At 65.2% G+C, this 21,455-nt stretch carries 20 protein-coding genes; 6 read left to right on the forward strand and 14 right to left on the reverse strand.

All coding sequences use genetic code 11. From position 1 onward, the window contains the following. Positions 1-350: 350 nt before the first annotated feature. Both ileS and P6U24_RS09700 read right to left on the reverse strand, forming a co-directional pair. Positions 351-3,350 (reverse strand): isoleucine--tRNA ligase, encoded by a 3,000-nt coding sequence (gene ileS / locus P6U24_RS09695; RefSeq protein WP_407158903.1) that lies wholly within the window; start codon positions 3,348-3,350, stop codon positions 351-353. Between the two features lie 206 nt (positions 3,351-3,556). Then, a complete protein-coding gene (locus P6U24_RS09700; protein WP_407158904.1) occupies positions 3,557-4,537 on the reverse strand; it encodes a bifunctional riboflavin kinase/FAD synthetase in 981 nt (326 codons plus the stop codon). A 275-nt stretch (positions 4,538-4,812) separates the two neighbouring features. Between P6U24_RS09700 and P6U24_RS09705 the strand changes: the two genes are divergently transcribed. Beyond that, on the forward strand, positions 4,813-5,208 hold the full coding sequence (locus P6U24_RS09705) for a response regulator (protein ID WP_407158905.1): 396 nt from the start codon (positions 4,813-4,815) through the stop codon (positions 5,206-5,208). 69 nt (positions 5,209-5,277) lie between these two features. Here the strand turns inward: P6U24_RS09705 and P6U24_RS09710 are convergent, their stop codons facing one another. The 4 genes from P6U24_RS09710 to P6U24_RS09725 form a co-directional block, all read right to left on the reverse strand. Next, a complete protein-coding gene (locus P6U24_RS09710; protein ID WP_407158906.1) occupies positions 5,278-6,132 on the reverse strand; it encodes a TIGR01459 family HAD-type hydrolase in 855 nt (284 codons plus the stop codon). Between the two features lie 42 nt (positions 6,133-6,174). After that, positions 6,175-7,761 (reverse strand): EAL domain-containing protein, encoded by a 1,587-nt coding sequence (locus tag P6U24_RS09715; RefSeq protein ID WP_407158907.1) that lies wholly within the window; start codon positions 7,759-7,761, stop codon positions 6,175-6,177. A 314-nt stretch (positions 7,762-8,075) separates the two neighbouring features. Further along, positions 8,076-8,669 carry a phage holin family protein gene (locus P6U24_RS09720; RefSeq protein WP_407158908.1) on the reverse strand — a complete coding sequence of 198 codons (594 nt, stop codon included), beginning with the start codon at positions 8,667-8,669 and terminating at the stop codon, positions 8,076-8,078. Between the two features lie 110 nt (positions 8,670-8,779). Continuing rightward, a complete protein-coding gene (locus P6U24_RS09725) occupies positions 8,780-9,535 on the reverse strand; it encodes an SDR family oxidoreductase (RefSeq protein ID WP_407158909.1) in 756 nt (251 codons plus the stop codon). Positions 9,536-9,925: 390 nt separating this feature from the next. Between P6U24_RS09725 and P6U24_RS09730 the strand changes: the two genes are divergently transcribed. Next, positions 9,926-11,503: a winged helix-turn-helix domain-containing tetratricopeptide repeat protein gene (locus P6U24_RS09730; protein WP_407158910.1), complete on the forward strand. Its 1,578-nt coding sequence runs from the start codon at positions 9,926-9,928 to the stop codon at positions 11,501-11,503. A gap of 162 nt (positions 11,504-11,665) precedes the next feature. On the opposite strand, the gene P6U24_RS09735 is transcribed toward P6U24_RS09730, so the two are convergent. The 7 genes from P6U24_RS09735 to P6U24_RS09765 form a co-directional block, all read right to left on the reverse strand. After that, on the reverse strand, positions 11,666-13,009 hold the full coding sequence (locus tag P6U24_RS09735) for an aspartate aminotransferase family protein (protein WP_407158911.1): 1,344 nt from the start codon (positions 13,007-13,009) through the stop codon (positions 11,666-11,668). 280 nt (positions 13,010-13,289) lie between these two features. Next, the gene (gene prmB / locus P6U24_RS09740) at positions 13,290-14,255 is read right to left on the reverse strand and encodes a 50S ribosomal protein L3 N(5)-glutamine methyltransferase (protein WP_407158912.1); all 966 of its coding nucleotides are present in this window, start codon (positions 14,253-14,255) and stop codon (positions 13,290-13,292) included. After that, the gene (locus tag P6U24_RS09745; protein WP_407158913.1) at positions 14,255-14,713 is read right to left on the reverse strand and encodes a molybdenum cofactor biosynthesis protein MoaE; all 459 of its coding nucleotides are present in this window, start codon (positions 14,711-14,713) and stop codon (positions 14,255-14,257) included. The genes prmB and P6U24_RS09745 overlap by 1 nt, the downstream gene beginning before the upstream one ends. A gap of 284 nt (positions 14,714-14,997) precedes the next feature. Beyond that, positions 14,998-15,249, reverse strand: a complete 252-nt coding sequence (moaD, locus tag P6U24_RS09750) for a molybdopterin converting factor subunit 1 (protein ID WP_407158914.1) — start codon at positions 15,247-15,249, stop codon at positions 14,998-15,000. Then, complete coding sequence (gene pgsA, locus P6U24_RS09755) at positions 15,246-15,863, reverse strand: CDP-diacylglycerol--glycerol-3-phosphate 3-phosphatidyltransferase (protein WP_407158915.1); 618 nt, start codon at positions 15,861-15,863, stop codon at positions 15,246-15,248. The genes moaD and pgsA overlap by 4 nt, the downstream gene beginning before the upstream one ends. Positions 15,864-16,068: 205 nt before the next feature. Beyond that, positions 16,069-16,404 carry a GIY-YIG nuclease family protein gene (locus P6U24_RS09760; RefSeq protein ID WP_407158916.1) on the reverse strand — a complete coding sequence of 112 codons (336 nt, stop codon included), beginning with the start codon at positions 16,402-16,404 and terminating at the stop codon, positions 16,069-16,071. 63 nt (positions 16,405-16,467) lie between these two features. After that, positions 16,468-17,421 carry a zinc-binding alcohol dehydrogenase family protein gene (locus tag P6U24_RS09765; RefSeq protein ID WP_407158917.1) on the reverse strand — a complete coding sequence of 318 codons (954 nt, stop codon included), beginning with the start codon at positions 17,419-17,421 and terminating at the stop codon, positions 16,468-16,470. A 51-nt stretch (positions 17,422-17,472) separates the two neighbouring features. Here P6U24_RS09765 and P6U24_RS09770 point away from each other — a divergent pair, with 51 nt between their 5' ends. The 4 genes from P6U24_RS09770 to P6U24_RS09785 all read left to right on the forward strand — a co-directional run bounded on the left by P6U24_RS09770 (position 17,473) and on the right by P6U24_RS09785 (position 19,192). Continuing rightward, on the forward strand, positions 17,473-17,961 hold the full coding sequence (locus P6U24_RS09770; protein ID WP_407158918.1) for a MarR family winged helix-turn-helix transcriptional regulator: 489 nt from the start codon (positions 17,473-17,475) through the stop codon (positions 17,959-17,961). 93 nt (positions 17,962-18,054) lie between these two features. Beyond that, on the forward strand, positions 18,055-18,399 hold the full coding sequence (locus tag P6U24_RS09775; protein WP_407158919.1) for an ArsR/SmtB family transcription factor: 345 nt from the start codon (positions 18,055-18,057) through the stop codon (positions 18,397-18,399). Beyond that, complete coding sequence (locus P6U24_RS09780; protein WP_407158920.1) at positions 18,392-18,655, forward strand: hypothetical protein; 264 nt, start codon at positions 18,392-18,394, stop codon at positions 18,653-18,655. Before P6U24_RS09775 ends, P6U24_RS09780 begins: the two co-directional genes overlap by 8 nt. 126 nt (positions 18,656-18,781) lie before the next feature. Next, positions 18,782-19,192: a CopD family protein gene (locus P6U24_RS09785; RefSeq protein WP_407158921.1), complete on the forward strand. Its 411-nt coding sequence runs from the start codon at positions 18,782-18,784 to the stop codon at positions 19,190-19,192. 22 nt (positions 19,193-19,214) lie between these two features. Here the strand turns inward: P6U24_RS09785 and uvrC are convergent, their stop codons facing one another. After that, positions 19,215-21,293, reverse strand: coding sequence for an excinuclease ABC subunit UvrC (gene uvrC / locus P6U24_RS09790; RefSeq protein ID WP_407158922.1), 2,079 nt, complete (start codon positions 21,291-21,293; stop codon positions 19,215-19,217). Positions 21,294-21,455: the final 162 nt, after the last annotated feature.

A 21,455-nucleotide genomic window follows, 5' to 3' on the forward strand; every position in this document is an offset into this window, starting at 1 on the left:
CCGTCGTCCCCGCGAAAGCGGGGACCCATACGTCGCGGCCGTCTTTATTTGAAAGACTTTGGATCATCTTTCTTCGCTCACAAGCGGCGCCGGTGGTTATGGGTCCCTGCTTTCGCAGGGACGACGGCGGAGTTTGGGGCGATCGTACTGGCGCGAAGCTGGCGGTCATGCGGAGATGCTCGCGGCAACCGCAGCTGTCGTCCCGGCGAACGCCGGGACCCATACCGCGTGATAACAATCGGTGGAAAAGCTGCGGGTCATCTTCCTTTGTCTACGAGAACCGCAGGTGGTTATGGGTCCCCGCTTTCGCGGGGACGACAGCGGAGTTTGTAGCAGCGAGCGCGCCACGACTACACACTTACTCCCAGCGCCTTCCATTCGCGCAGCGCCTGGGCATCGCGCGGGGAGACGTCGGGATAGTCCTTGTCCTCGCCGACGGTCGGGAGGATCTTCCAGGAGCGGGCGCATTTGGTGCCGACCGCCTTCTCGACCACGACGGCGACACTCGGCACGCTGTCCAGGCGGAACGCACTTGCTGGTGCGTCGTCCTCGCGCACCTCGTAGTTCGAGGTGATGCAGACCTCGGCGAGGTCGACATCGAACAAGGTGCCGAGCAGCGCGCGATCGGCGACATAGATGATCGGCGAGGCCTCGAGCGAGGAGCCGATGTTCTTGGCCGCGCGCTCGAGCTCCAGCGCGCCGGTGACGACACGTCTGACGTCCCGGATCGTCTCCCACTTCGCCGCCAGGGCGGCGTCGCGATATTGCTCCATCGTGTCCGGGAACAACGTCAGATGCACCGACGGCGCGGCGTCCGGACGATACATCCGCCACGCCTCGTCGCAGGTGAAGGAGAGCACCGGCGCCAGCCACTTCAGGATCGCATCGCAGATCAGGTCGATGGTGGTCAGCGCCGCCTTGCGCGCCACCGAGGACGGCGGATCGCAATACAGCGTGTCCTTGCGGATGTCGAAATAGAACGCCGACAGCTCCGAATTCATGAAGGCAGCGAGCGAAGCGACCACCGTCTTGTAGTCGAACGCGGCATAGGCGCGGCGCACGATCTCGGCCTGCTGGCTCAGCTGATGCAGCATCAGCCGCTCCAGCTCCGGCATATCGGCGTGAGCCACGGCTTCGCTGCGCTTGAAGTGGTGCAGCGTGCCGAGCATCCAGCGGACGGTGTTGCGCAGCTTGCGATAGGTCTCGATGGTGTTCTTGATGATCTCCGGGCCGATGCGCTGGTCGTCCGTGTAGTCGCAGGCGGCAACCCACAGCCGCAGGATGTCTGCGCCCGACTCCTTGATCACGGCCTGCGGCTCGATGGTGTTGCCGAGCGATTTCGACATCTTGCGGCCGTGCTCGTCCTGGGTGAAGCCGTGCGTCAGCACGACGTCATACGGCGCGCGGCCGCGCGTGCCGCAGCTCTCCAGCAGCGAGGAGTGAAACCAGCCGCGATGCTGGTCCGAGCCTTCCAGATACATCACGGTGTCCCGGCCGCCATCGACCTTGCGCTTGATGCCAGCGAGACCGGGGAAGTGCACGGGATCGTCCAGCACGAACGCGTGCGTCGAGCCGGAATCGAACCAGACGTCGAGGATGTCGTCGACCTTCTTCCAGCTCTCATTGGCGAGGGAGCCTAGGAAACGCTCGCGTGCGCCTTCGGCATACCAGGCGTCGGCGCCTTCCTGCTCGAAGGCGTCGGCAATGCGCTTGTTGACGGCCTCGTCCTGCAGGATCTCGGCGGAGCCGTCGCCTGTCTCGCGCACGAACACGGCGATCGGCACGCCCCAGGCGCGCTGGCGCGAGATTACCCAGTCCGGCCGGGCCTCGATCATGCCGGTGATGCGATTCTCGCCTGATGCCGGCACCCATTGCGTCACCGCGATGGCCTGGAGCGCGCGGGCGCGCAGCGTATCGCCGGACTTGGCTTTGCCGCCATCAGCAATGTCCTTATCCATCGCGATGAACCACTGCGGCGTGTTGCGGAAGATCACCGGCTTCTTGGAGCGCCAGGAATGCGGATATTGATGCTTGAGCCGGCCGCGCGCGAGCAGCATGCCTTTCTCGACCAGCGCCTTGATCACAGCCTCATTGGCATCGCCCTTCTCGCCCTTGTCGTTGAGCACGCGCTTGCCGACAAAGCCCGGCGCGTGGTCCGTGAAGGCGCCGTTCTCGTCGACCGTGTAGGGGATCGTGATGTTGATGCCGCGGCTCTCCAGCTCGCGGGCATGCGCCATCCAGACGTCGAAGTCCTCGCGGCCGTGGCCGGGCGCAGTGTGCACGAAGCCGGTGCCGGCGTCGTCGGTGACGTGCTCGCCCGGCAGCAGCGGCACGGTGAACTCATAGCCGCCGGCAAAGCCCCTCAGCGGATGCGCGCATTCGACCGCGTCCAGCGTATCGCCGGGGATGTCACGCACCTTCTCATAGGCCGTGACGCGCGCCTGCTTGAACACGCTCTCGGCTAGTGCGTCCGCCAGGATCAGGAGATCGCCGACCTTGGCCCAATTGTCGGCGGGTGCATCGGTGACCTTGTAGAGGCCATAGGCGATCTTCGGCGAGAACGAGATGGCGCGGTTGCCGGGCAGGGTCCAGGGCGTGGTGGTCCAGATCACGACCGATGCACCCGCAAGCGCGCCATGCGCCGGCGAGGTGACCGGAAACTTCACCCACACGGTATCCGAGGTGTAGTCCTCATATTCGACCTCGGCTTCGGCGAGCGCGGTCTTCTCGACCACGCTCCACATCACAGGCTTGGAGCCGCGATAGAGCGTGCCGTTGGCGGCGAACTTCATCAGCTCGCGGGCGATCTGCGCTTCGGCCGGATAGGTCATGGTGGCGTAGGGGTGATCCCAGTCGCCGATCACGCCCAGCCGCTTGAACTCCTCGCGCTGCACGTCCAGCCAGCGGTTGGCGTAGGCGCGGCATTCTTTCCGGAAGGCGACCATCGCGGCGGAGTCGCGGAAGTCAGGCTTGCTCTTGCCCTTCTTGCGGTAATTCTCCTCCTCGACCTTCCATTCGATCGGCAGGCCATGGCAGTCCCAGCCGGGGACGTAGTTCGAATCGTGCCCGAGCATCTGCTGGCTCTTGGTGACGAGATCCTTGAGGATCTTGTTGAGCGCCGTCCCGATATGGATGTTGCCATTGGCGTAGGGCGGGCCGTCATGCAGGACGAATTTCGCCCGGCCTTTGGCGTTCTCGCGCAGCTTGCCGTAGAGGTCGATCTCGTTCCAGTATTTGAGCAGCTCCGGCTCGCGCTGCGGCAGGCCGGCGCGCATCGGGAACTCCGTCTGCGGCAGGAACAGGGTTTTGGAATAGTCTGTAGCGTCGGACTTTTGCGGCTTCTCGGACATCGTGATCTGGCTGGTTAGCTGGCTTGGCTAAAGGGGGCGCGAAACGCGTAGGGATCGCGGACTGGCGAACGAGAACATCCCGGTCTTGCGCCGAGCGAGAAACGCTCAGGCGGAAGCCGGGCCGCTAATGCCGATGGTGCGCCGCGTCAACATGGGGTTCTCTCCATAGCAGCCGCGGGCTGATTTCGCAAAGCCCGGAGACCGATTTAGTCGATCTCGCCGAGTTTCGGGAATGCGTCCGGATTGGCGGCCAACTGGGCGCGGGCCTGGCGGCTGTCGTCGTTCATCTGACGCACCAGGGCGTCGATCTCGGTGAATTTCAGCTCCTCGCGAATATAGCCGATGAAGGCGACGTCCAGCGTCTCGCCATAGAGGTCGCCCTTGAAATCGAACAGGAACACCTCCAGCAGCGGGGCACCGTTGTCGAATGTCGGCCGGCGGCCGAAGCTCGCGACACCATCGACCAGCACCCGGTCCGCGCCGCGGCCCCTCGCCACCCGAACCGCGTAGATGCCGTGCTTGAGCCCGCAATCCCGGTCGAGCCGGATATTGGCGGTGGGATAGCCGAGATCGCGGCCGCGCTTGTCGCCATGGATCACCGCGCCGGTGACGAACCAGGGGCCGCCCAGCATGGTGGTGGCATCATCCAGCTGGCCTTCGGCCAGGGCCTCGCGGATTGCGGTCGAGGAGACCGGCCGCTCCTCGATGTCGACGTGAGCCTGCACGTCGACCTCGATGCCGAGCCGGGGGGCCTCGTTGACCAAAAGGCCCGGCGAGCCGACCCGGCCCTTGCCAAAGTGAAAGTCGTAGCCGACCGCGATACCGGAGACACCGAGCCGTCCGATCAGATCATGGTGAATGAAATCCTGCGCCGTGGTCTGCGCCCGGGCCTTGTCGAAGGTCATCACGATGGCCCCGGCGAGCCCAGTTCCGGCCAGCAGCCGCAGCTTGGCCGTCTCGTCGGTCAGCCGGAACTGGGGACTGTGCGGGCTGAAGAAGCGCCGCGGGTGCGGCTCGAAGGTCAGCGCCAGCGCGGGGCGGCCATGGGCGCGGCCCATCTCCAGCGCGGCGTTGATGACGGCCCGGTGGCCCAGATGAACGCCATCGAAATTGCCCATCGCAACGACGGCGCCCCGGGGGATGGATTCTTGCGGCGTCGAGTCGCGGATGACAGTGAAGGCAGGCATTTTTAAAGGGAGTCCAAGGGGATGGGAGCCTGGGAGCCCGGTGGACGCCCAGCATCGTTTGGACCGTGGCGCGGACGGTATGGGGAAGTCAAGTTGCGCGGCTTTCCTCATTCCTGGTTGTCGTCCTGGCCGTATTCGCTCGTTGTTAGATTAACGGGCTGTTTAAGGGCTGATGCTAGTGCTGGCAGTGGATGGCGGAGGGCTCACGGCCCGTCTGCGTGGAAAATTATGAAGTCATCAGTCGACGCGTTCGTGTTCGCGTGTAGGGGAGTAAGATGGCGGTTGATCTATCGATGTCCGTGCTGGTCGTGGACGATTACAGCACCATGATCCGTATCATCCGGAATCTTCTGAAGCAGATCGGTTTTGAGAATATCGACGACGCCAGCGACGGCTCGATGGCGCTGAACAAGATGCGCGCCAAGAAGTACGGCCTGGTGATCTCGGACTGGAACATGGAGCCGATGACCGGCTATGACCTCCTGCGCGAGGTCCGCGCCGATCCGAATCTCGCCACCACGCCGTTCATCATGATCACGGCGGAGTCGAAGACTGAGAACGTGATCGCCGCCAAGAAGGCCGGCGTGAACAACTACATCGTCAAGCCGTTCAACGCCGCCACCTTGAAGACCAAGATCGACGCGGTGTTCCCGGACCTGCAGGACGCCTAAGCCTTAACGCGTCTAGGCCGCAGCGAAATTGAAAATGCCCGGCTGAAAGGCCGGGCATTTTCAATTTGATCACCACTTCAGCTCGCGCATCAGGGCGCGGGGCGGGTGGCCGAACAGCTCCTTCACCGAAGCCGGGTCGAGCTGCTCGACGCCTTCGAATTCCTCGGAATGGATGCCGCGGGTGACGAACAAGAGGTCGATGCCGAAGCCGTGCGCGCCGGCGAGGTCGGTGCGGACGGAATCACCGATTGCCAGCACCTTGTCGCGCGTGATCGGGTGGCTGACATGGGCGGCCGCGAGCTCCATTGCGCGCTCGTAGATCGGCTGGTGCGGCTTGCCGTAGAAGATCACCTCGCCGCCGAGCTCGCGATAGAGCTCGGCGATGGCACCGGCGCAGTAGATCAGCCGGTCGCCACGCTCGACCACGATGTCCGGATTGGCGCAGATCAGCGGCAGCTTGCGTTCGCGGGCGCGCAGCATCATCGGCCGGTAATCATCCGGCGTCTCGGTCTCGTCGTCGAACAGGCCGGTGCAGATGATGTAGTCGGCCTCTTCGAGCGGCGAGATGGTCAGCGCCAGGCCGCGATAGATCGAGTTGTCGCGCTCGGGCCCGAGCCAGAACACCTTGCCGCCGGGATGCGCGGCGACGTAGTGCCGCGTGAGGTCGCCGGAGGAGACGATGGCGTTATAGACGTCGTCGGCGACGCCGAGCTTGCGCAGCTGCCGCTGCACGGAATCGGCCGGCCGCGGCGCGTTGGTGATCAGGATGACGGTGCCGCCCTCGCTGCGATAGCGATGCAGCGCCTCGCAGGCATCGGGAAACGCTTCCAGCCCATTATGGACCACGCCCCAGATGTCGGAGAGCACGACCTGCTTGCCGCCAACGAGATCGCGGAGCCGCTCGACGAAATGCAGCGCGGTCATCGGTTGTGGCCTGCCGGGCGAGGTTCAGCGCCGGATCGCAGTTCAGGCCGTGCCGCTGATGCGGCGCGCCAGCGCAGCGTTGCCGACCGCGCGCGGCGGCGTGGGGGCGCTGGAGACCTGAGGTGCTGGGTTGCCGGCATTGGAGTCCTGAAGCTTGATGTCCTGTGCGTTGCTTGTGCCCGCAGCGGCCCCGCCGGTAGCAGATGCACCCTCCGGCCGCAATGGCCGGGGCGGCGCAAACAGGAAGCCCTGGCCGAAGCGCACGTCGTAATCGAGCAGGTCGACCACCGAACGCTCGCCCTCGATCCGCTCGGCGATCAGGTCGATGCCGAAGCGTCCGAGCAGGTCCGAAAGATCCGACGGGTGGATGTCCGACGCCGAGCTCTGCTTGGGATCGAGCAGCAGCGCCGCCGGCACCTTGATGTAGCGTACGCCGCGGTCGGCGAGGTCGCGCGGCTCGAAGCGCAGATCGGTGACGTGATCGATCGAGAAGCGGTAGCCGCGCTGCGCCAGCGCTGCGAGGTGCTCGGTTTCGGTCGGCCCGAGGCCGCGCAAGGTGCTCTGCTTGAACTCGATCACGAAGGACGAAGCGAGCGCGCGGTTCGCCTCCAGGAAATCCAGGCATTGCGCGAAGACAGCGGGATTGCTGAGCGTGGCCGACGACAGATTGCAGAAGATGCCGACCTCTTTGTTGCGGACCATCAGCCGGCGCAACACCTGCACGCAGCGCTGCATCACCATGCCGTCGATCCGCCCCACCAGGCCGCCGGCCTCGGCGATGCCGATGAAGTCCTCCGCGGTCAGGATCTGGTCGCGCTCGTCGCGCAGCCGCGTCACCGCCTCGTAGAAGCGCACCTTGCGCTGAGGCAGGGTGACGAGCGGCTGCAGATAGATGTCGATGCGGTTCTGCTCGATCGCACTGCGTACGGCTGCCAGCACCTGCGCTTGGGTGCGCGAGCCGATCGGCTCGCTCACGGCCGGCACCGCAGCGGCGGCGGGTGCTGGAATCGGTGCTGCCGCGGGGGCGGCAGACGCCGCCCGCGGCGCGATCTGGTCCCGCGGCTCCGGCGGCCGCACCAGGGGGGCCTGCCGCGGGGGCAGAGGCGGAGCCACCTCCGGCTGGAGGCTCGGCGCCGCGGCCTGCTGGTTGCGCAGATTCGTCACCGGCGAGACCTCGGCCTCGATCGCGTCCTGATCCGGCGTCGCATTCGTCGCGGGCGCCGCCGCCACGAGAAGGTCCTCGTGCTGCGCGACCGAGGTAGCGAGCTGCCTCACCAGCCCGCCGAGCTCATTGATCTCGCCGATGACGCCCTGCAGCCGCTCGGCGCTGGCCGAATTCGACGAAACCAGGCGGCCTTCAACCGCGGACAGACGCCGGCCGAATTCGGCGACCTGGCGGGCGAGGTCTGCGGTGCCGCGGGACAGGTCGGCGATCTGGCTGCCGATGTCGGTACGGTCGCGCAGCCGCATCGATATGGCGTTGTAGAGGATCAGGAAGGTCAGCGCGGTGAGCGCCACGATCGCGGATTCCGAGCCGGAAATCCCTGCGACCGAATACAGGATCAGGCCCAGCGATGCTGCGACCAATACCATGCAGATGGCGACGAAAATCGTAGAGATACGAATCATGCTGCGCGACGCTCCCAACCGTGGCGAATCCTATCACCGTTGGTGATTCGCGAGGATAGGAGGCGCCTTTCAAAAGCCGGAATGGTTCAACGATTTCCAGTGATTCGTGTCATTTGCGCACGTTCCATGAGGTGACATGAGGCGCGCAATTCCGACGGGTTGTGCTGAGGCTGCGACGCAAGATCGCGGCTTGATGTCTCAATGTTGCTGACGACTCAAGATCAGCATTCTGGTTGCGCTTGCAGTTCGATCTCCGGCGCCGCGCGAGCGGTTGCATACATCGGAACGGCACCCGCGGCGATCGGGGGGGCAGACTATCCGTCGTCCCGGGCGCGCCTTGCATCCGCCATTGCTCTGTCGTGACCGCGATGCTGCCGCCGGCGCGCGGCGGCCCAGCCCAGCAGCAGCGCCGCGACACTCAACGCCACCGGCACGCTGACCCCGCTGCGGTTGCGCGCAGCGATTCGGTGCGACGACGATGGCGCCAGCGGAACGGTGTCGGGATCAACCTCGTCCGCCGCCGGCTCCCGAACGAGCGGCGAGGCGATCGCCACCCGTAGCCGGCTGCCGAGGGATGGAAATTTCGGTGCCGGCCGCCGCAGCTTGAACATGGCGAAGCCGGCGCAAGCCGCGGCCAGCAGCACCAGGATGCCGCCGATCACGCCGAAGGCTGGAAACGGTCCGTACTTGAGCTCGACCCAGCGGAATAGCGCATCCAGGCCGACCAGGCAGGCAGCGATCAGGAAGATGCCCGCCACCGCAAACAGGCCGGCCGCAACGGCGTAGGACGTCACTGTCCCCGTCGCCTGGCGGGTGCGGTCACGCATGTAGGAGCGGGTGGCGCGCTTCACCCGGTTGAGCTTCATCTCGAAGCCGGCCCGCAACAGATCACCTGGTGGCGCGAGCATGCCCGTCTCCTCCGACGATAAGCCGTTTGAGGCGCGCCGCGAGATCGAGATGGTGTCGAAGGCGCGCCTTGCCGGGATGAACGTGGAGGGATTTGGAATGTTCCGAGCCGTCAGGCGGCCTGCGCAGTGCGCTTCAGCCAGTCCTCCAAGGTGATCGTGCCGATGCGTGCCTCCGGTCCTGTCGTCAGCGACTCGTCGGTCAGGATCGCGCCGAAATAGCGCGCTGCAGGATCGCCGATCACGACGCGGCGGTCGCCCTTCGCGGCAAGGAAGCGCCGCGCGAACGCGTCCATGCCATCGCGCTCAGGGCCTCCGACCTCGGTCGTGCCGTTCAGCGGCGCGCTCAGCACGATGTCCGTCAGCGCCGCGACGACGTCGTCTGACGCGATCGGCTGGAATTGCGCCGAGGACAGGCGGATGGTGTCGCCCTCGGTGCCGCCTGCGACAATGGCGGGGAGGAACTCGAAGAACTGGGTGGCGCGCAGCAGGCTATAGGGGATGCCGGACTGCTTGATCAGGGTCTCCTGCGCCAGCTTGGCGCGCAGGTAGCCGCTGTCCGGCAGCCGCTCCAGGCCGACGATCGATAGCGCGACATAATGCGAGACACCGGCGGCCTTGCTCGCCGCGAGCAGATTGCGGCTGGAGCGGTCGAAGAACTCCATGACCGGCTTGTCCTCGAAGGACGGCGAGTTGGAGACATCGACGACTGTGCCGGCGCCAAGCATCGCCTCCGCGAGCCCCTCGCGCGTGATGCTGTTGACGCCGGTGCTGGGAGATGCCGCGAGCACGTCATGGCCGCGCTCGCGCAAGCAGCTCGCGAGCTTGCTGCCGATCAGGCCGGAACCTCCGATGATGACAATCTTCATGATGGTTCTCCTTGCGACAATCGATCGCGCCTCATCGCGATCACGTGCACAAGATGTTCTGAAATTGCACGGTGCGCTTTGCCGCGATCCTGGATTTGTCTTGATTTTACCTTGGCGGGACGTCCAATTGCGGTCGACGAAGCCAAGGATGTGCGCACATCTCGCAGCGCGCTCGGTTGACCTCGCCCCGCTTGCGGGGAGAGGTCGGATGGCATCGAAGATGCCATCCGGGTGAGGGGGTACAGCTCCAACGGCGCACGCTGAGCCAGCGTCTGCCCCTCACCCCAACCCTCGTAGGAACGGGGAGAGGGAGCGCACCGCCATCTCCGCGATAGCATGCGCCACATCTCCCACGATGCGCATGCCAGGGATGTGACAGAGGAATTCGGTATGCAGTTCCTGTTCGCCGATCACGCGCTTGATCTCGACCGCCGCGAACTCAGGCGCGATTCCCAAGCGATTGCGGTCGGCCCGCTCGTGTTCGACCTGCTCGCTTACCTGATCGAACATCGTGGGCGCGTGGTCAGCAAGGATGACCTGTTCGATCATGTCTGGCGGGGCCGTATCGTCTCTGAATCCACACTCACCAGCCACATCAATGCGGCGCGCAAGGCGATTGGCGACAGCGGGCAGGATCAGCGGCTGATCCGCACCGTCACGCGCAAGGGCTTTCGCTTCGTCGCCGATGTCACCGAGGTCGCCTCGCTCGAGGAGACTGCGCGTCTCGAAGCGGCCTCTGCCCACCCGCAACCGGTGGACGCGCCGGGCCTGCCGGACAAGCCGTCGATCGCGGTGCTGCCGTTCGACAATTTGAGCCGTGATGGCGAGCAGGATTATTTCGCCGACGGCGTCGTGGAGGACATTATCACCGCCTTGTCCCGGGTGCGATGGCTGTTCGTGATCGCGCGCAATTCGAGCTTCGTGTTCCGTGGCCGCGCCATCGACATTCGCGAGATCGGGCGTGCGCTCGGCGTGCGTTACGTCGTCGAGGGCAGCGTGCGCCGGGCTTTGAATCGGGTGCTGGTCACGGCGCAGCTGATCGATGCGACGACGGGCGCGCATCTGTGGGCCGAGCGCTTCGAGAGCGCGCTCGACGACATCTTCGAGCTGCAGGGGCAAGTCGCCGCCAGCATCGCAGGCGCGGTCGCTCCGCAGCTCGAATTGGCGGAGATCGAGCGGGCCAAGGGCAAGCCGACCACGAGCCTGAGCGCCTATGATTGCTACTTGCGCGGGGTCGCGCATCTGCATCAGGGCAGCCGGCCCGCGATCTCGGAGGCGATCACGCTGTTCCGCGCAGCCATCGAACGCGATGAGCGGTTCGGTGCCGCTCATGCGATGGCGGCGTGGTGCTATTTCTGGCGCAAGGTGTCCGGCTGGATGGAGGATCGCGAGCAGGAAAGCGCCGAGGGCATCCGTCTGGCGCGGCGCGGCGCCGAGTATGGCCGCGATGATGCGGTGGCGCTGGCACGCAGCGGGCACGCGCTCTTGCATCTCGCGGGCGAGATCGATGCCGGCATCGCGCTCATCGACCGTGCACTGGTGCTGAATCCGAACCTGGCGTTTAGTTGGGCGCTCAGTGCTTATGCGCGGATGTGGGACGGCGACATCGACGGGGCGCTGACACGCTTCGCGCAGGCGATGCGACTGTCGCCGCTCGATCCCGAGATGTACCGCATGAAAGCCGGCATCGCCGCGGCCCATATGTTCGCCGGCCGCTACGACCTCGCCTCGTCTTGGGCGGAGGAATCGTTCCTGCACATGCCGAGCTTCCTGCTGGTGCTCGCCGTGATTGCCGCCTCGCACGCGCTGGCCGGCCGACAGATCCGGGCGCGGCAGGCGGTGGCCCGTGTGCGCGAGCTCGATCCGAACATGCGGATCTCGAATTTGTCGGACTATCTCGTCATCCGATCGCCCGAGCATCAGGCGATCTTCATGGACGGCCTGCGCAAGGCGGGTCTGCCGGAGTGAGCGGGGGGTAAATGAAAATGGCGGCCGCAAGGGCCGCCATTGTAGAGATTGCCATAGCAACCGAAAGATCCCGTCATTGCGAGGAGCGAAGCGGACGAAGCAATCCAGACTTTCTTTTTGATTCTGGATTGCTTCGCTTCGCTCGCAATGACGCGATGGCGACTACGCGACCGCCTTGATCACCTTGCCGACCTTGTCGACGATCTCGCCGACCTGGTCCTCGGTCACGATCAAAGGCGGGGTCAGCGCCAGCGTGTCGCCGGCGATGCGCAGCATCAGGTCGTTGTTGTGGAAGGCGGTCTCCATCGCCTGATAGCCGCGCTTGCCGACCGCATCGGGAAGCGCCGCGAGGTCGATGCCGGCGGTCAGACCAACCGTGCGGATGTCGAGCACGTTCGGCAGACCCTTCAGCGACATCACGGCGTCGGCGAATTTCGGCTCGAGCGCCTTGGCATGCTCGAAGAGCTTCTCGTCGCGGTAGATGTCGAGCGTGGCGAGGCCGGCAGCGCAGGCGATCGGATGCGCCGAGTAGGTGTAGCCATGGGTGAACTCCACCATATGCTCCGGGCCGCTCATGAAAGCGTCGTGGATGATGTCGCGCACGATCACGCCGCCCATCGGCGCGGCGCCATTGGTGACGCCCTTGGCAAATGTCAGCAGGTCAGGCGTGACGCCGTAACGCTCGGCGGCGAAGGCGTGGCCGAGCCGGCCGTAGCCGGTGATGACCTCGTCGAAGATCAGCAGGATGCCGTGCTTCTGGGTGATCTCGCGCAGGCGCTTCAGGTACCCCTTCGGCGCCGGAATCACGCCCGTCGAGCCGGCCATCGGCTCGACCATCACGGCGGCGATGGTGTTGGCACCGTGCAGGTTGACGAGGTTCTCCAGCTCGTCGGCGAAATGCGCGCCATACTCCGGCTCGCCCTTGGTGAAGGCCTGCTTCTCGCGATCATAGGTCGCGGGAATGTGGTCGGTGCCGGTCAACAGATTGCCGAACAGCTTGCGGTTGTTGACGATGCCACCGACCGAGGTGCCGCCGAAGCCGACGCCGTGATAGCCGCGGACGCGGCCGATCAGGCGGGTGCGGCTGCCCTGGCCGTTGAGCTGGTGATAGGCGAGCGCCATCTTCAGCGCGGTGTCGGCCGCTTCCGAGCCGGAATTGCAGAAGAACACGTGATCCAGGCCTTCCGGTGCCAGGTCGACGATGCGGCTGGCGAGCTCGAAGGCCTGCGGAATGCCGAACTGGAACGGCGGCGCATAATCCAGCGCCTCGGCCTGCTTGGCGATCGCGGTCGCGATCTCGGCGCGGCCGTGGCCGGCGTTGGAGCACCACATGCCGGCGGCGGCGTCGATGATGTGGCGGCCGTCGACGGTGATGTAATGCATGCCCTTGGCGCCGGCGAGCAGGCGCGGGTTCTTCTTGAACGCCCGATTCGCGGTGAATGGCATCCAATGCGCGGCAAGATCGTTCGGAACGGCAACAGTGGGGCGGGGGCTCTTGTCCAGCATGGTGACCTCTTCGGACATTCAGGTGATGCGACGGCGACAGCATGATCCGAAAAGGGGCAAGCAGTTGCCCGAAAGGATCGTGCTTGAATCAGTCTGGAGCAAACGGCGCTGACGCGGGCCGCGTGCCCAGGCTGACGACAAACTATCAGCTTCGAGCACGGACGGAAACGCTAAAGGACCGGCGTTCCTGCCACCCTGCTGGGCGGATTGTGCACAGCGGTTGCGCGCTGGAACGAATGAGCGTTGGACATAGCACCAGTCAGTGCAGAGGGCGCACCAATCAGCTGAGATCCGCGGCCGCGATCCAGAACACCTCGCCTTCGGACTCCTCGGTATCCAGCCACAGCAGCGGCAGGTCCGGATAGGCCGCCTCGATCTGCGGCCGGTCGCGGCCGACCTCGCAGAGCAGTCCGCCCTCGGCCGTCAGATGATCGCGGGCCTGTTCGAGGATGCGGTGGATGATGGTGAGGCCATCGGCGCCGCCGTCGAAGGCGAGCGCGGGCTCGGCGCGGCATTCGGGCGGCAGCGACGCCATGCCCTCGGCATCGACATAAGGCGGGTTGCTGATGATCAGGTCGTAGCGGCGCGCGCTGAGAGGAGAGAAAAGATCGCCGCGATGCAGCGTGATCTGCCCCTCCAGCCCGTAATCGGCAACGTTGCGCGCCGCGACGGCGAGCGCGTCCTTGGAAATGTCGACAGCTTCGATCACCGCGTTCGGGAAATGGCGGCTGGCAAGGATTGCCAGACAGCCTGAACCGGTGCAGAGATCGAGCACGCTCTCGACCGCCAGGGGATCGTCGATCAGCGAGGCGCCTTCGGAATCGGCGCCGCCGAAATGGGATTCCAGAAGCTCGCCGATGAAGGATCGCGGCACGATGACGCGCTCGTCCACGTAGAATGGCAGGCCGCGCATATAGACCTTGTTGACGAGATAAGCGGCCGGCTTGCGGGTGGTGACGCGCGCGGCGACCAGATCGAGCACGGTCTTGCTCTCGGCCGCGGTAATGCGCGCGCTTGCAAAGCTCTCGAACTGCTCAGGGCGCAGATGCAGCGCTTCGCCGACCAGGAAGGCGGCCTCCGCGATCGGGTCGGTGGTGCCGTGCGCGAGCACGATGTTCGCTTCCTGGAAGCGGCTCACCGCATAGCGGACATGGTCGAGCACGGTCTGCAACTCGCCGGCGCCGACCTTCGGCAGCTTCGGCGCGGCGGGTTTGCGCGTCGCGGTCGTCTTGACGGATTTCGCCATCAAGACTTCCAGCGCGCGGAGGCTTCGTCGTCGTGGCTCTTGGCCTCGACCCAGTCGCCGCCGCCTTGCGGCTTCTCCTCGCGCTTCCAGAACGGTGCGTTCGTCTTCAGGTAATCCATCAAGAACTCCGCGGCCTCGAACGCCGCCTGACGATGGCTGGAGGCGGTGACCACCAGCACGATGTTCTCGCCCGGCGTGATCCGGCCGTAGCGGTGGATGATGGTGAGGCCCTGCAGAGGCCAGCGCGCCAGCGCCTCGTCGGCGTGACGCTGGATCTCGGCCTCGGCCATCCCTGGATAATGTTCGAGCGTCAGCGCAGTGAGGCCATCATCGGCGCGGCACAGGCCGGAGAAAGAGACGATGGCGCCGATGTCGGTGCGGCCACGACTGAGCGCCGCGATCTCGCGCGCGGTGTCGAAATCCTGCTCCTGGATGCGGATGGTGGCGATAGCGGTCATGCGGTCACTGACTACTCGTCCGGCGCGTTCTTGTCACGCGCCGCAGAGGCGGCGTCGGTCCTGGGATGGGGGTGAGCTCTAGCCATCTTCACCGCTGTATGCTCCGCGCCGGCGGAGCATACAGTACTCCGCGGCAGAAGAGATCGAGCCGAGATGTCACGGCGTACTGGATCGTCCGCCGGAGCCTGTCATCCGGCCGGCCGAAGGCCGGACCGGGTGGCGGACGATGACAATGGGGGCCATCATTGGCTGTATCAATAGGACTGAGACCTTGGAACGGTCATCTAGCCGCCGGTCATCGGCGGGAAGAATGCGATCTCGCGCGCGCCTGCGATGGCTGCATCCGCCTGCACATGGGTGTGGTCGATGGCGGCGCGGATCACCTTCGGCTTCTCGAAAGCATAGGCATAGCCTTCGCCCTGATTGGACAGCCAGACGATCAATTCGCTGACGGTGCGCACATCGGCCGGCGGCTCGAGCGTCTCCTCGGCCTTGCCGATCCGCTCGCGCACCCAGGCGAAATATTTCACCTTCATCGCGCGTCTTCCTCGACGAGGTGGCGGATGCCGGCGCGGAAATAGTCATAGCCGGTATAGATGGTGAAGATCGCCGACGCCCACAGCAACAGCAGCCCGATCTGGGTCACCACCGGCACCACCATGTCGCCGGCCTCGCCCGCGAGCAGGAAGCCGATCGCGACCAGCTGCATCGTGGTTTTCCACTTCGCGACCTTGGTCACCGGCACGGAAACGCGCAGGCCAGCGAGATATTCGCGCAGGCCCGACACCAGGATCTCGCGGCACAGGATCACGATCGCCGCCCACAGCGTCCAGCCATGGATGATGCCGTCGGCCGCCAGCATCAACAGGCAGGAGGCGACCAGGAGCTTGTCGGCGATCGGATCGAGCATGCGGCCGAATGCCGATTGCTGGTTCCAGATCCGGGCGTAATAGCCGTCGAGATAGTCGGTCACGCCGGCGGCGATGAACACGGCAACCGCGACCCAGCGCAGCCACAGCGGATAATCCAGGATCGACTGGGCATAGATGCAGCCCACCACGACCGGGATGGCGGCGATCCGCGCATAGGTCAGGATGTTCGGCAGGGACATCGAGGTCCGGGCGGTGCCGCGGGTGGTCGCAATGTTCATCCGGTGTACCAATACTTCTGTCGTGCGGACGTCAACCGTAGAGCACTTTTGGCCCCTCGGAGATGACGAAGATATTACGCGAATCGCAAAGAAGGCCTTGCGAACATAGGAACTGCGGCGCGGACGGCAACACGCCGCAACGATTCCTTAAGCAGGCCTGTTCGAGTGCGTCAGTCAGGGTAAACGGGCGGCGGACGGACTAGGACTAGATCGCGTCGGCGCCGTGTACCTCGCACCAATGGACGAGGCGCTCGGCAAACATCCGCTCCCGGACGAAGTCCAGCGCCTCGTCATCGATCTTTTCCACCACTTCGAGGGCGAAGGCGCCGGGACCGTGCATGTTCCATGCGGCCTGCAGGCTGGCGTGTGGGCTCGTGCCCTGCCGCAGCGTGAACCAGAGCCGGTTCTGGATCTTGTCGAGGTCCGCCGTGCGGCCGATCCAGCGCCGGTTCAATGGCCGACAGAGCACGGCGTAGATGCCGCCTGCGGTCTTGCGTTCCTTGTAGGCGGTGATCGCCGCCTTGCGCTGATTGGGAGTCATGACCGCCTCACGTGATATTGCCCGGGTGATAATAGCATATATTTCATCCGGGTAAAATTTTATCTACGGCAGCACGACGGTCCGATGCGCGGAGCTGTTGCGCGACCAGGCCTTTGCGATACCGGCGAGGGGGACCGGATCGACCGCAATCCTGAGCCCGGCGGGGACGGTCGCCTGCAGCAGCTCGCCAGTCATCGCGACCAGGCGCTCGAGCGGAATGCTGCCGATGCCGCTGCCCATCAGTTCGATCGCGGAGGCGCGCAGCACGGCGCTCGGCAGCGTGATGTCGCCGCCGCTCATCGATCCGATCTGTACGAAGCGGATCGGCTTCGCCTCCGCGCCCGCTTTGGCTGCGGATATCAACAGGCGTTCCGCGCTGCGTCCCCAGAGATAGTCGAGCACGATATCGACGCCCTCAGCGAAATGCGGCTTGAAGCTGTTCTCCAGCGCATCGCCATCCTCGATGAGGGGAATCGTGGCATCGGCGCCGAGCGCCGCCAGTTGCTGCAACGCCTCGGCGTTTCGTCCCGTTGCGATCACCTTGGCGGTGCCGAGGTGTTTTGCGATCTGCACCGCGAGTCGCCCCGAGATCCCGGTCGCGCCGTTGATCAGCACGGTTTCGCCCGCGCGGAGTCTGGCGCGCTCGCGTAGCGCGGCCCATGACGACATGCCGGGATTGGCGATTGCGGCCGCGGTGACGTCATCAAGATCGTCCGGCAGCGGCAGGCAGTGTGAGGTGGGCACCACGGTCTGCTCGGCCATGGCGCCGTAGGGCGAGCGCGGCAGCACGAAATAGACACGGCTGCCATCCTCACGGCGACCGACGCCATCGATTCCAGGCACGAACGGGAACGCCCCGCTCGAGCTGTAATGTCTCCCCGAGGCGCGGCCGCGGGTGATCTGGCTGATCGCAGCGGCGGTCACTCTGATCAGGTGCTCGCCGGCGGCTGCAGCCGGAGTTTCAAACTCGCCGAAGATCGGCGTCTCGCCGGGTTGCCGAACAATGGCGGCTTTCATGATGCGCTCCATCCATATGTGTGTATAATGCACGCATATCGGAGCGGATCGATGCCGGCAAGCAGAAACGTGCAAAATACACATATTAGTGAGCGGCTGCGCGAGCTGCATGGCGCGCTCCTCGATATCGCCGCGGCGATGAACCGGCCGCAGCGCGACGAGGTGCTGATCAAGGAAGCCGGGATTGCACTCGACCGCGCGCTGTTTCCGCTGCTGGTCGGCATCGAGCGGTTCGGGCCGATCGGCGTGGTGGAGATGGCCGACCGGGTGGGGCGCGACTACACCACCGTGAGCCGGCAGGTCGCCAAGTTGGAGGCTCTTGGCCTTGTCGCCCGGCAGGGCAGTGCAGCGGACAAGCGCGTGCGCGAGGCGGTGATCACGCCGAAGGGCAAGGCGATGACCGACATGGTGGATTCCGCGCGGGAGAGGATCGGCCGCGTCATCTTCGAAAGCTGGGACGCCCGCGAGGTCGACGAACTGGTGCGGCTGATGCGCAAGTTCGCCGATGCGCTCAATGAGCCGCCGATCGCCAGGTCATAAGGGATATGTAATAAATCTATTTCGGGTGACATTTTTGATTGACGGCATCTCCTCACCTGTAAGAATATTCTGACAGGTGGTCAGGAGGCCTGTGTGCCCACGGATGGAGACCTTTTGCTCGCAGCGCTGTCGGCGCTCGCCAATCCGCATCGGCTGCGGATCGTGGCGGCGCTGCGCGTCAAAGGGCGCAGCTATGTCAGCCAGCTCGCACGGGAGCTCGGCATCAGCCGGCCGCTCTTGCATCTGCACCTGCGCAAGCTCGAGGACGCCGGCCTGGTGACAAGCCGGATGGAGCTGTCGCCGGACGGCAAGGCGCTGAACTTCTTCGAGGTCGCTCCATTCGACATCGCCCTGACGCCGGAAGAGATCGCGGCGGCGGTGCGGACGCTGAGCGCCACCGCGGCAAACCTGGCATCTCAAGGAGACAAGCATGGCTGACAAGGCCTCGGTATTTCTGCTCGTGACCATCCTCGCGCTGGTCACGATCATTCTCGTCTTTGCGATGAAATGTTTCGCGGCGATCCGCCAGGCGAGCCAGCGGATCGCGAGCGACGACGGCTATCGGGCGCTGGCGGACAAGGCGACGCGCGCCCAGGAGACGAACGCTGAGCTGCTTGGCACCATCAACAGCGCGCTCGCGCGGATCGAGATGCGACTTGCCAATATCGAGAAAGTGCTGAAGGAGGTCGAGTGATGAGCCCGCAGCAACGCGCCGAGGCGCTGTCCCAACTGCGCCGGATGCGTGCGGTGCGCTGATCCCATTCGGTGCTTTCATCAACGAACGCGCACTCGCCCGGCGGCAGGCCGTGCTTGCAGCCTCATGATCTATCTCTGGCTGAAAGCGCTGCACGTCGCTGCGGTCCTGGTCTGGACCGGCGGGCTGCTGGTTGCGGCGTTAGCAAGCGCGGGGATACCGAAGTCAGTTACAGACAGGCCTCTGATCGAGGCAATCCAGCGCTTCGATACAGGCGTAACGTCGCCCGCGATGTTCGTCGTCTGGGCAGCCGGCCTTGCGCTCGCGATGCTCGGGCAATGGTTTCCTTCGCCCTGGCTGATCATCAAGCTCGCAATCGTCGTCCTGTTATCGGCCCTGCATGGCGTGCTTGCGGCGAAGCTGCGCGGACTCAGCCTGCGCGATACGACGTCTCCTGGATGGCTCCGGCACGTGCCGGTGGCGATCATGGCAAGCCTGAGTGCGATCGCCATTCTCGTCGTCGTCAAGCCGTTCTGAGCGGCGACGACATCACCGGCGGTCAGTTCGGCGTACTGTGAAAATACTCGAAGATCTTTCGCGCGCTCTCGGCCGAGACGCCCGGCACCTTCCCGAGGTCGGCGATCGAGGCGCGCTCGATTTCCTTCAGCGTGCCGAAGTGATGCAGCAGGGCGCGCTTGCGTGACGGACCGATGCCGGGGATCTCCTGCAGGCCGGCCTCGCGGATGTCCTTCTTGCGCAGCTTGCGGTGCGAGCCGATCACGAAGCGATGCGCCTCGTCGCGCAGGCGCTGGATGAAGTACAGCACGGGATCGCGCGGCTCGAGCTTGATTGCCTCGCGCTCGGGGATGAACAGGGTTTCGCGCCCGGCGTCGCGGTCCGGCCCCTTGGCGACCGACATCAGCGCGACCTTGTCGACGCCGAGCTCGGTGAAGATCTCGCGGACGGCATTGAGCTGGCCGCGGCCGCCATCGATGATGACGAGGTCGGGCCATTGCTGCACGTCGTCCTCCTTGGCGCGCGCGGTATCCTTCTCCGACGGCGTAATCAGCCGTTTGAAGCGGCGCTGCAGCACCTCTTTCATCATCGCGTAATCGTCGCCCGGCGTCAGCCCTTCGGACTTGATGTTGAACTTGCGGTACTGGTTCTTGATGAAGCCGTCGGGACCGGCGACGATCATGGCGCCGACCGCGTTGGTGCCCTGGATGTGGCTGTTGTCGTAGACCTCGATCCGCTTCGGCACCTGTGGCAAGGCAAGCGTCGCGGCCATCGCCTCCAAGAGCCGGCCTTGCGTTGCCGTGTCGGCGAGCTTGCGCCCGAGCGCCTCGCGCGCATTGGTCAGCGCGTGCGCAACCAGCTCCTTCTTCTCGCCGCGCTTCGGGCAGGAGACCTCGACCTTGTGGCCGGCCCTGACGCAGAGCGCTTCCGCAAGCAGCTCGCTTTCCTCGATCTCATGCGAGAGCAGGATGAGTTTGGGCGGCGGCTTGTCGTCGTAGAACTGCGCGACGAAAGCGCCGAGCACTTCTTCCGGCGTGAACGATTTCTCCGCGCGCGGGAAATAGGCGCGGTTGCCCCAGTTCTGCCCGGTGCGAAAGAAGAACACCTCGACGCAGGAATAGCCGCCCTCCTGGTGGACGGCGAACACGTCGGCTTCTTCCACCGTGCGCGGGTTGATGCCCTGCTGCGACTGGATCGCCGACAGCGCCGCGAGGCGGTCGCGATAGACGGCCGCGGTCTCGAATTCGAGCTCGCCGGATGCCTTCTCCATCTCGGCAGCGAGCAGTTGCTTCACCGCATGGCTGCGGCCCGAGAGGAAGTCGGTCGCCTCGCGCACCAGCTCGGTATAGCCGGGAAAGTCGATCTCGCCGGTGCAGGGGCCGGCGCAGCGACGGATCTGGTAGAGCAGGCACGGGCGGGTGCGGCTCTCGAAGAAGGAGTCGGTGCAGGAGCGGATCAGGAAGGCGCGTTGCAGCGCCGTGATGGTGCGGTTGACCGCGCCGGCCGAAGCGAACGGACCGAAATAGCGGCCGGGCCGCGACTGCGCGCCGCGATGTTTGAGGATCTGCGGCGCCCAATGGTCGCCCGTGAGCAGGATGTAGGGAAACGACTTGTCGTCGCGCAGCTGCACGTTGAAGCGGGGCTTCAGCTGCTTGATCAGGTTGGCCTCGAGCAGCAGTGCCTCGGTTTCTGTGCCGGTCGAGACGATCTCCACATTCACGGTGGCCGCGATCATGCGCAGGATGCGCGCCGGCAGCGGCGCGTTCACGCGGGCGTAGGACGACAGGCGCTTTTTGACGTTCTTGGCCTTGCCGACATAGAGCACGTCATTGTTCGCATTGAGCATGCGATAGACGCCGGGCGAGGTGGGGGCGAGCCGTACCGCCTTCTCGATCGCGGCGTGGCCGATCGCGAGTGGGCCCTCCGCGACGGCCTCGAGGCTCTCTTCGGACAGATCCGGCAGCCGCCCTTCGTCCTCCTCCTCGCCGGCGCGGGCGTCGGCCGGATCGATGTCGGGGGTATCCAGGTTCTCGGGCGGTAGGTCGGGCGCGGAGCCGCGCTTGCTCTCCGGCGCAGGCGATGCCTCGGGCGCTTTGGACGGATCGGAACTGTGGGTGGTCATGATCCGAATTTAGGCGTTTGTGGCCGTCGCCGCCAGCAGTCGGACCGGTCATGGGGCGATCCATGCACAGGCTGCAGCAGGCGTGTCTTTACAACACGTTGCAGCGTAACGCTTCATTAAGGACGTTAAGTGCGCGGTAACCCGGCTTAATGACGCTTTAAC

Source organism: Bradyrhizobium sp. STM 3557 (assembly GCF_045571465.1).
Taxonomy (GTDB): domain Bacteria; phylum Pseudomonadota; class Alphaproteobacteria; order Rhizobiales; family Xanthobacteraceae; genus Bradyrhizobium.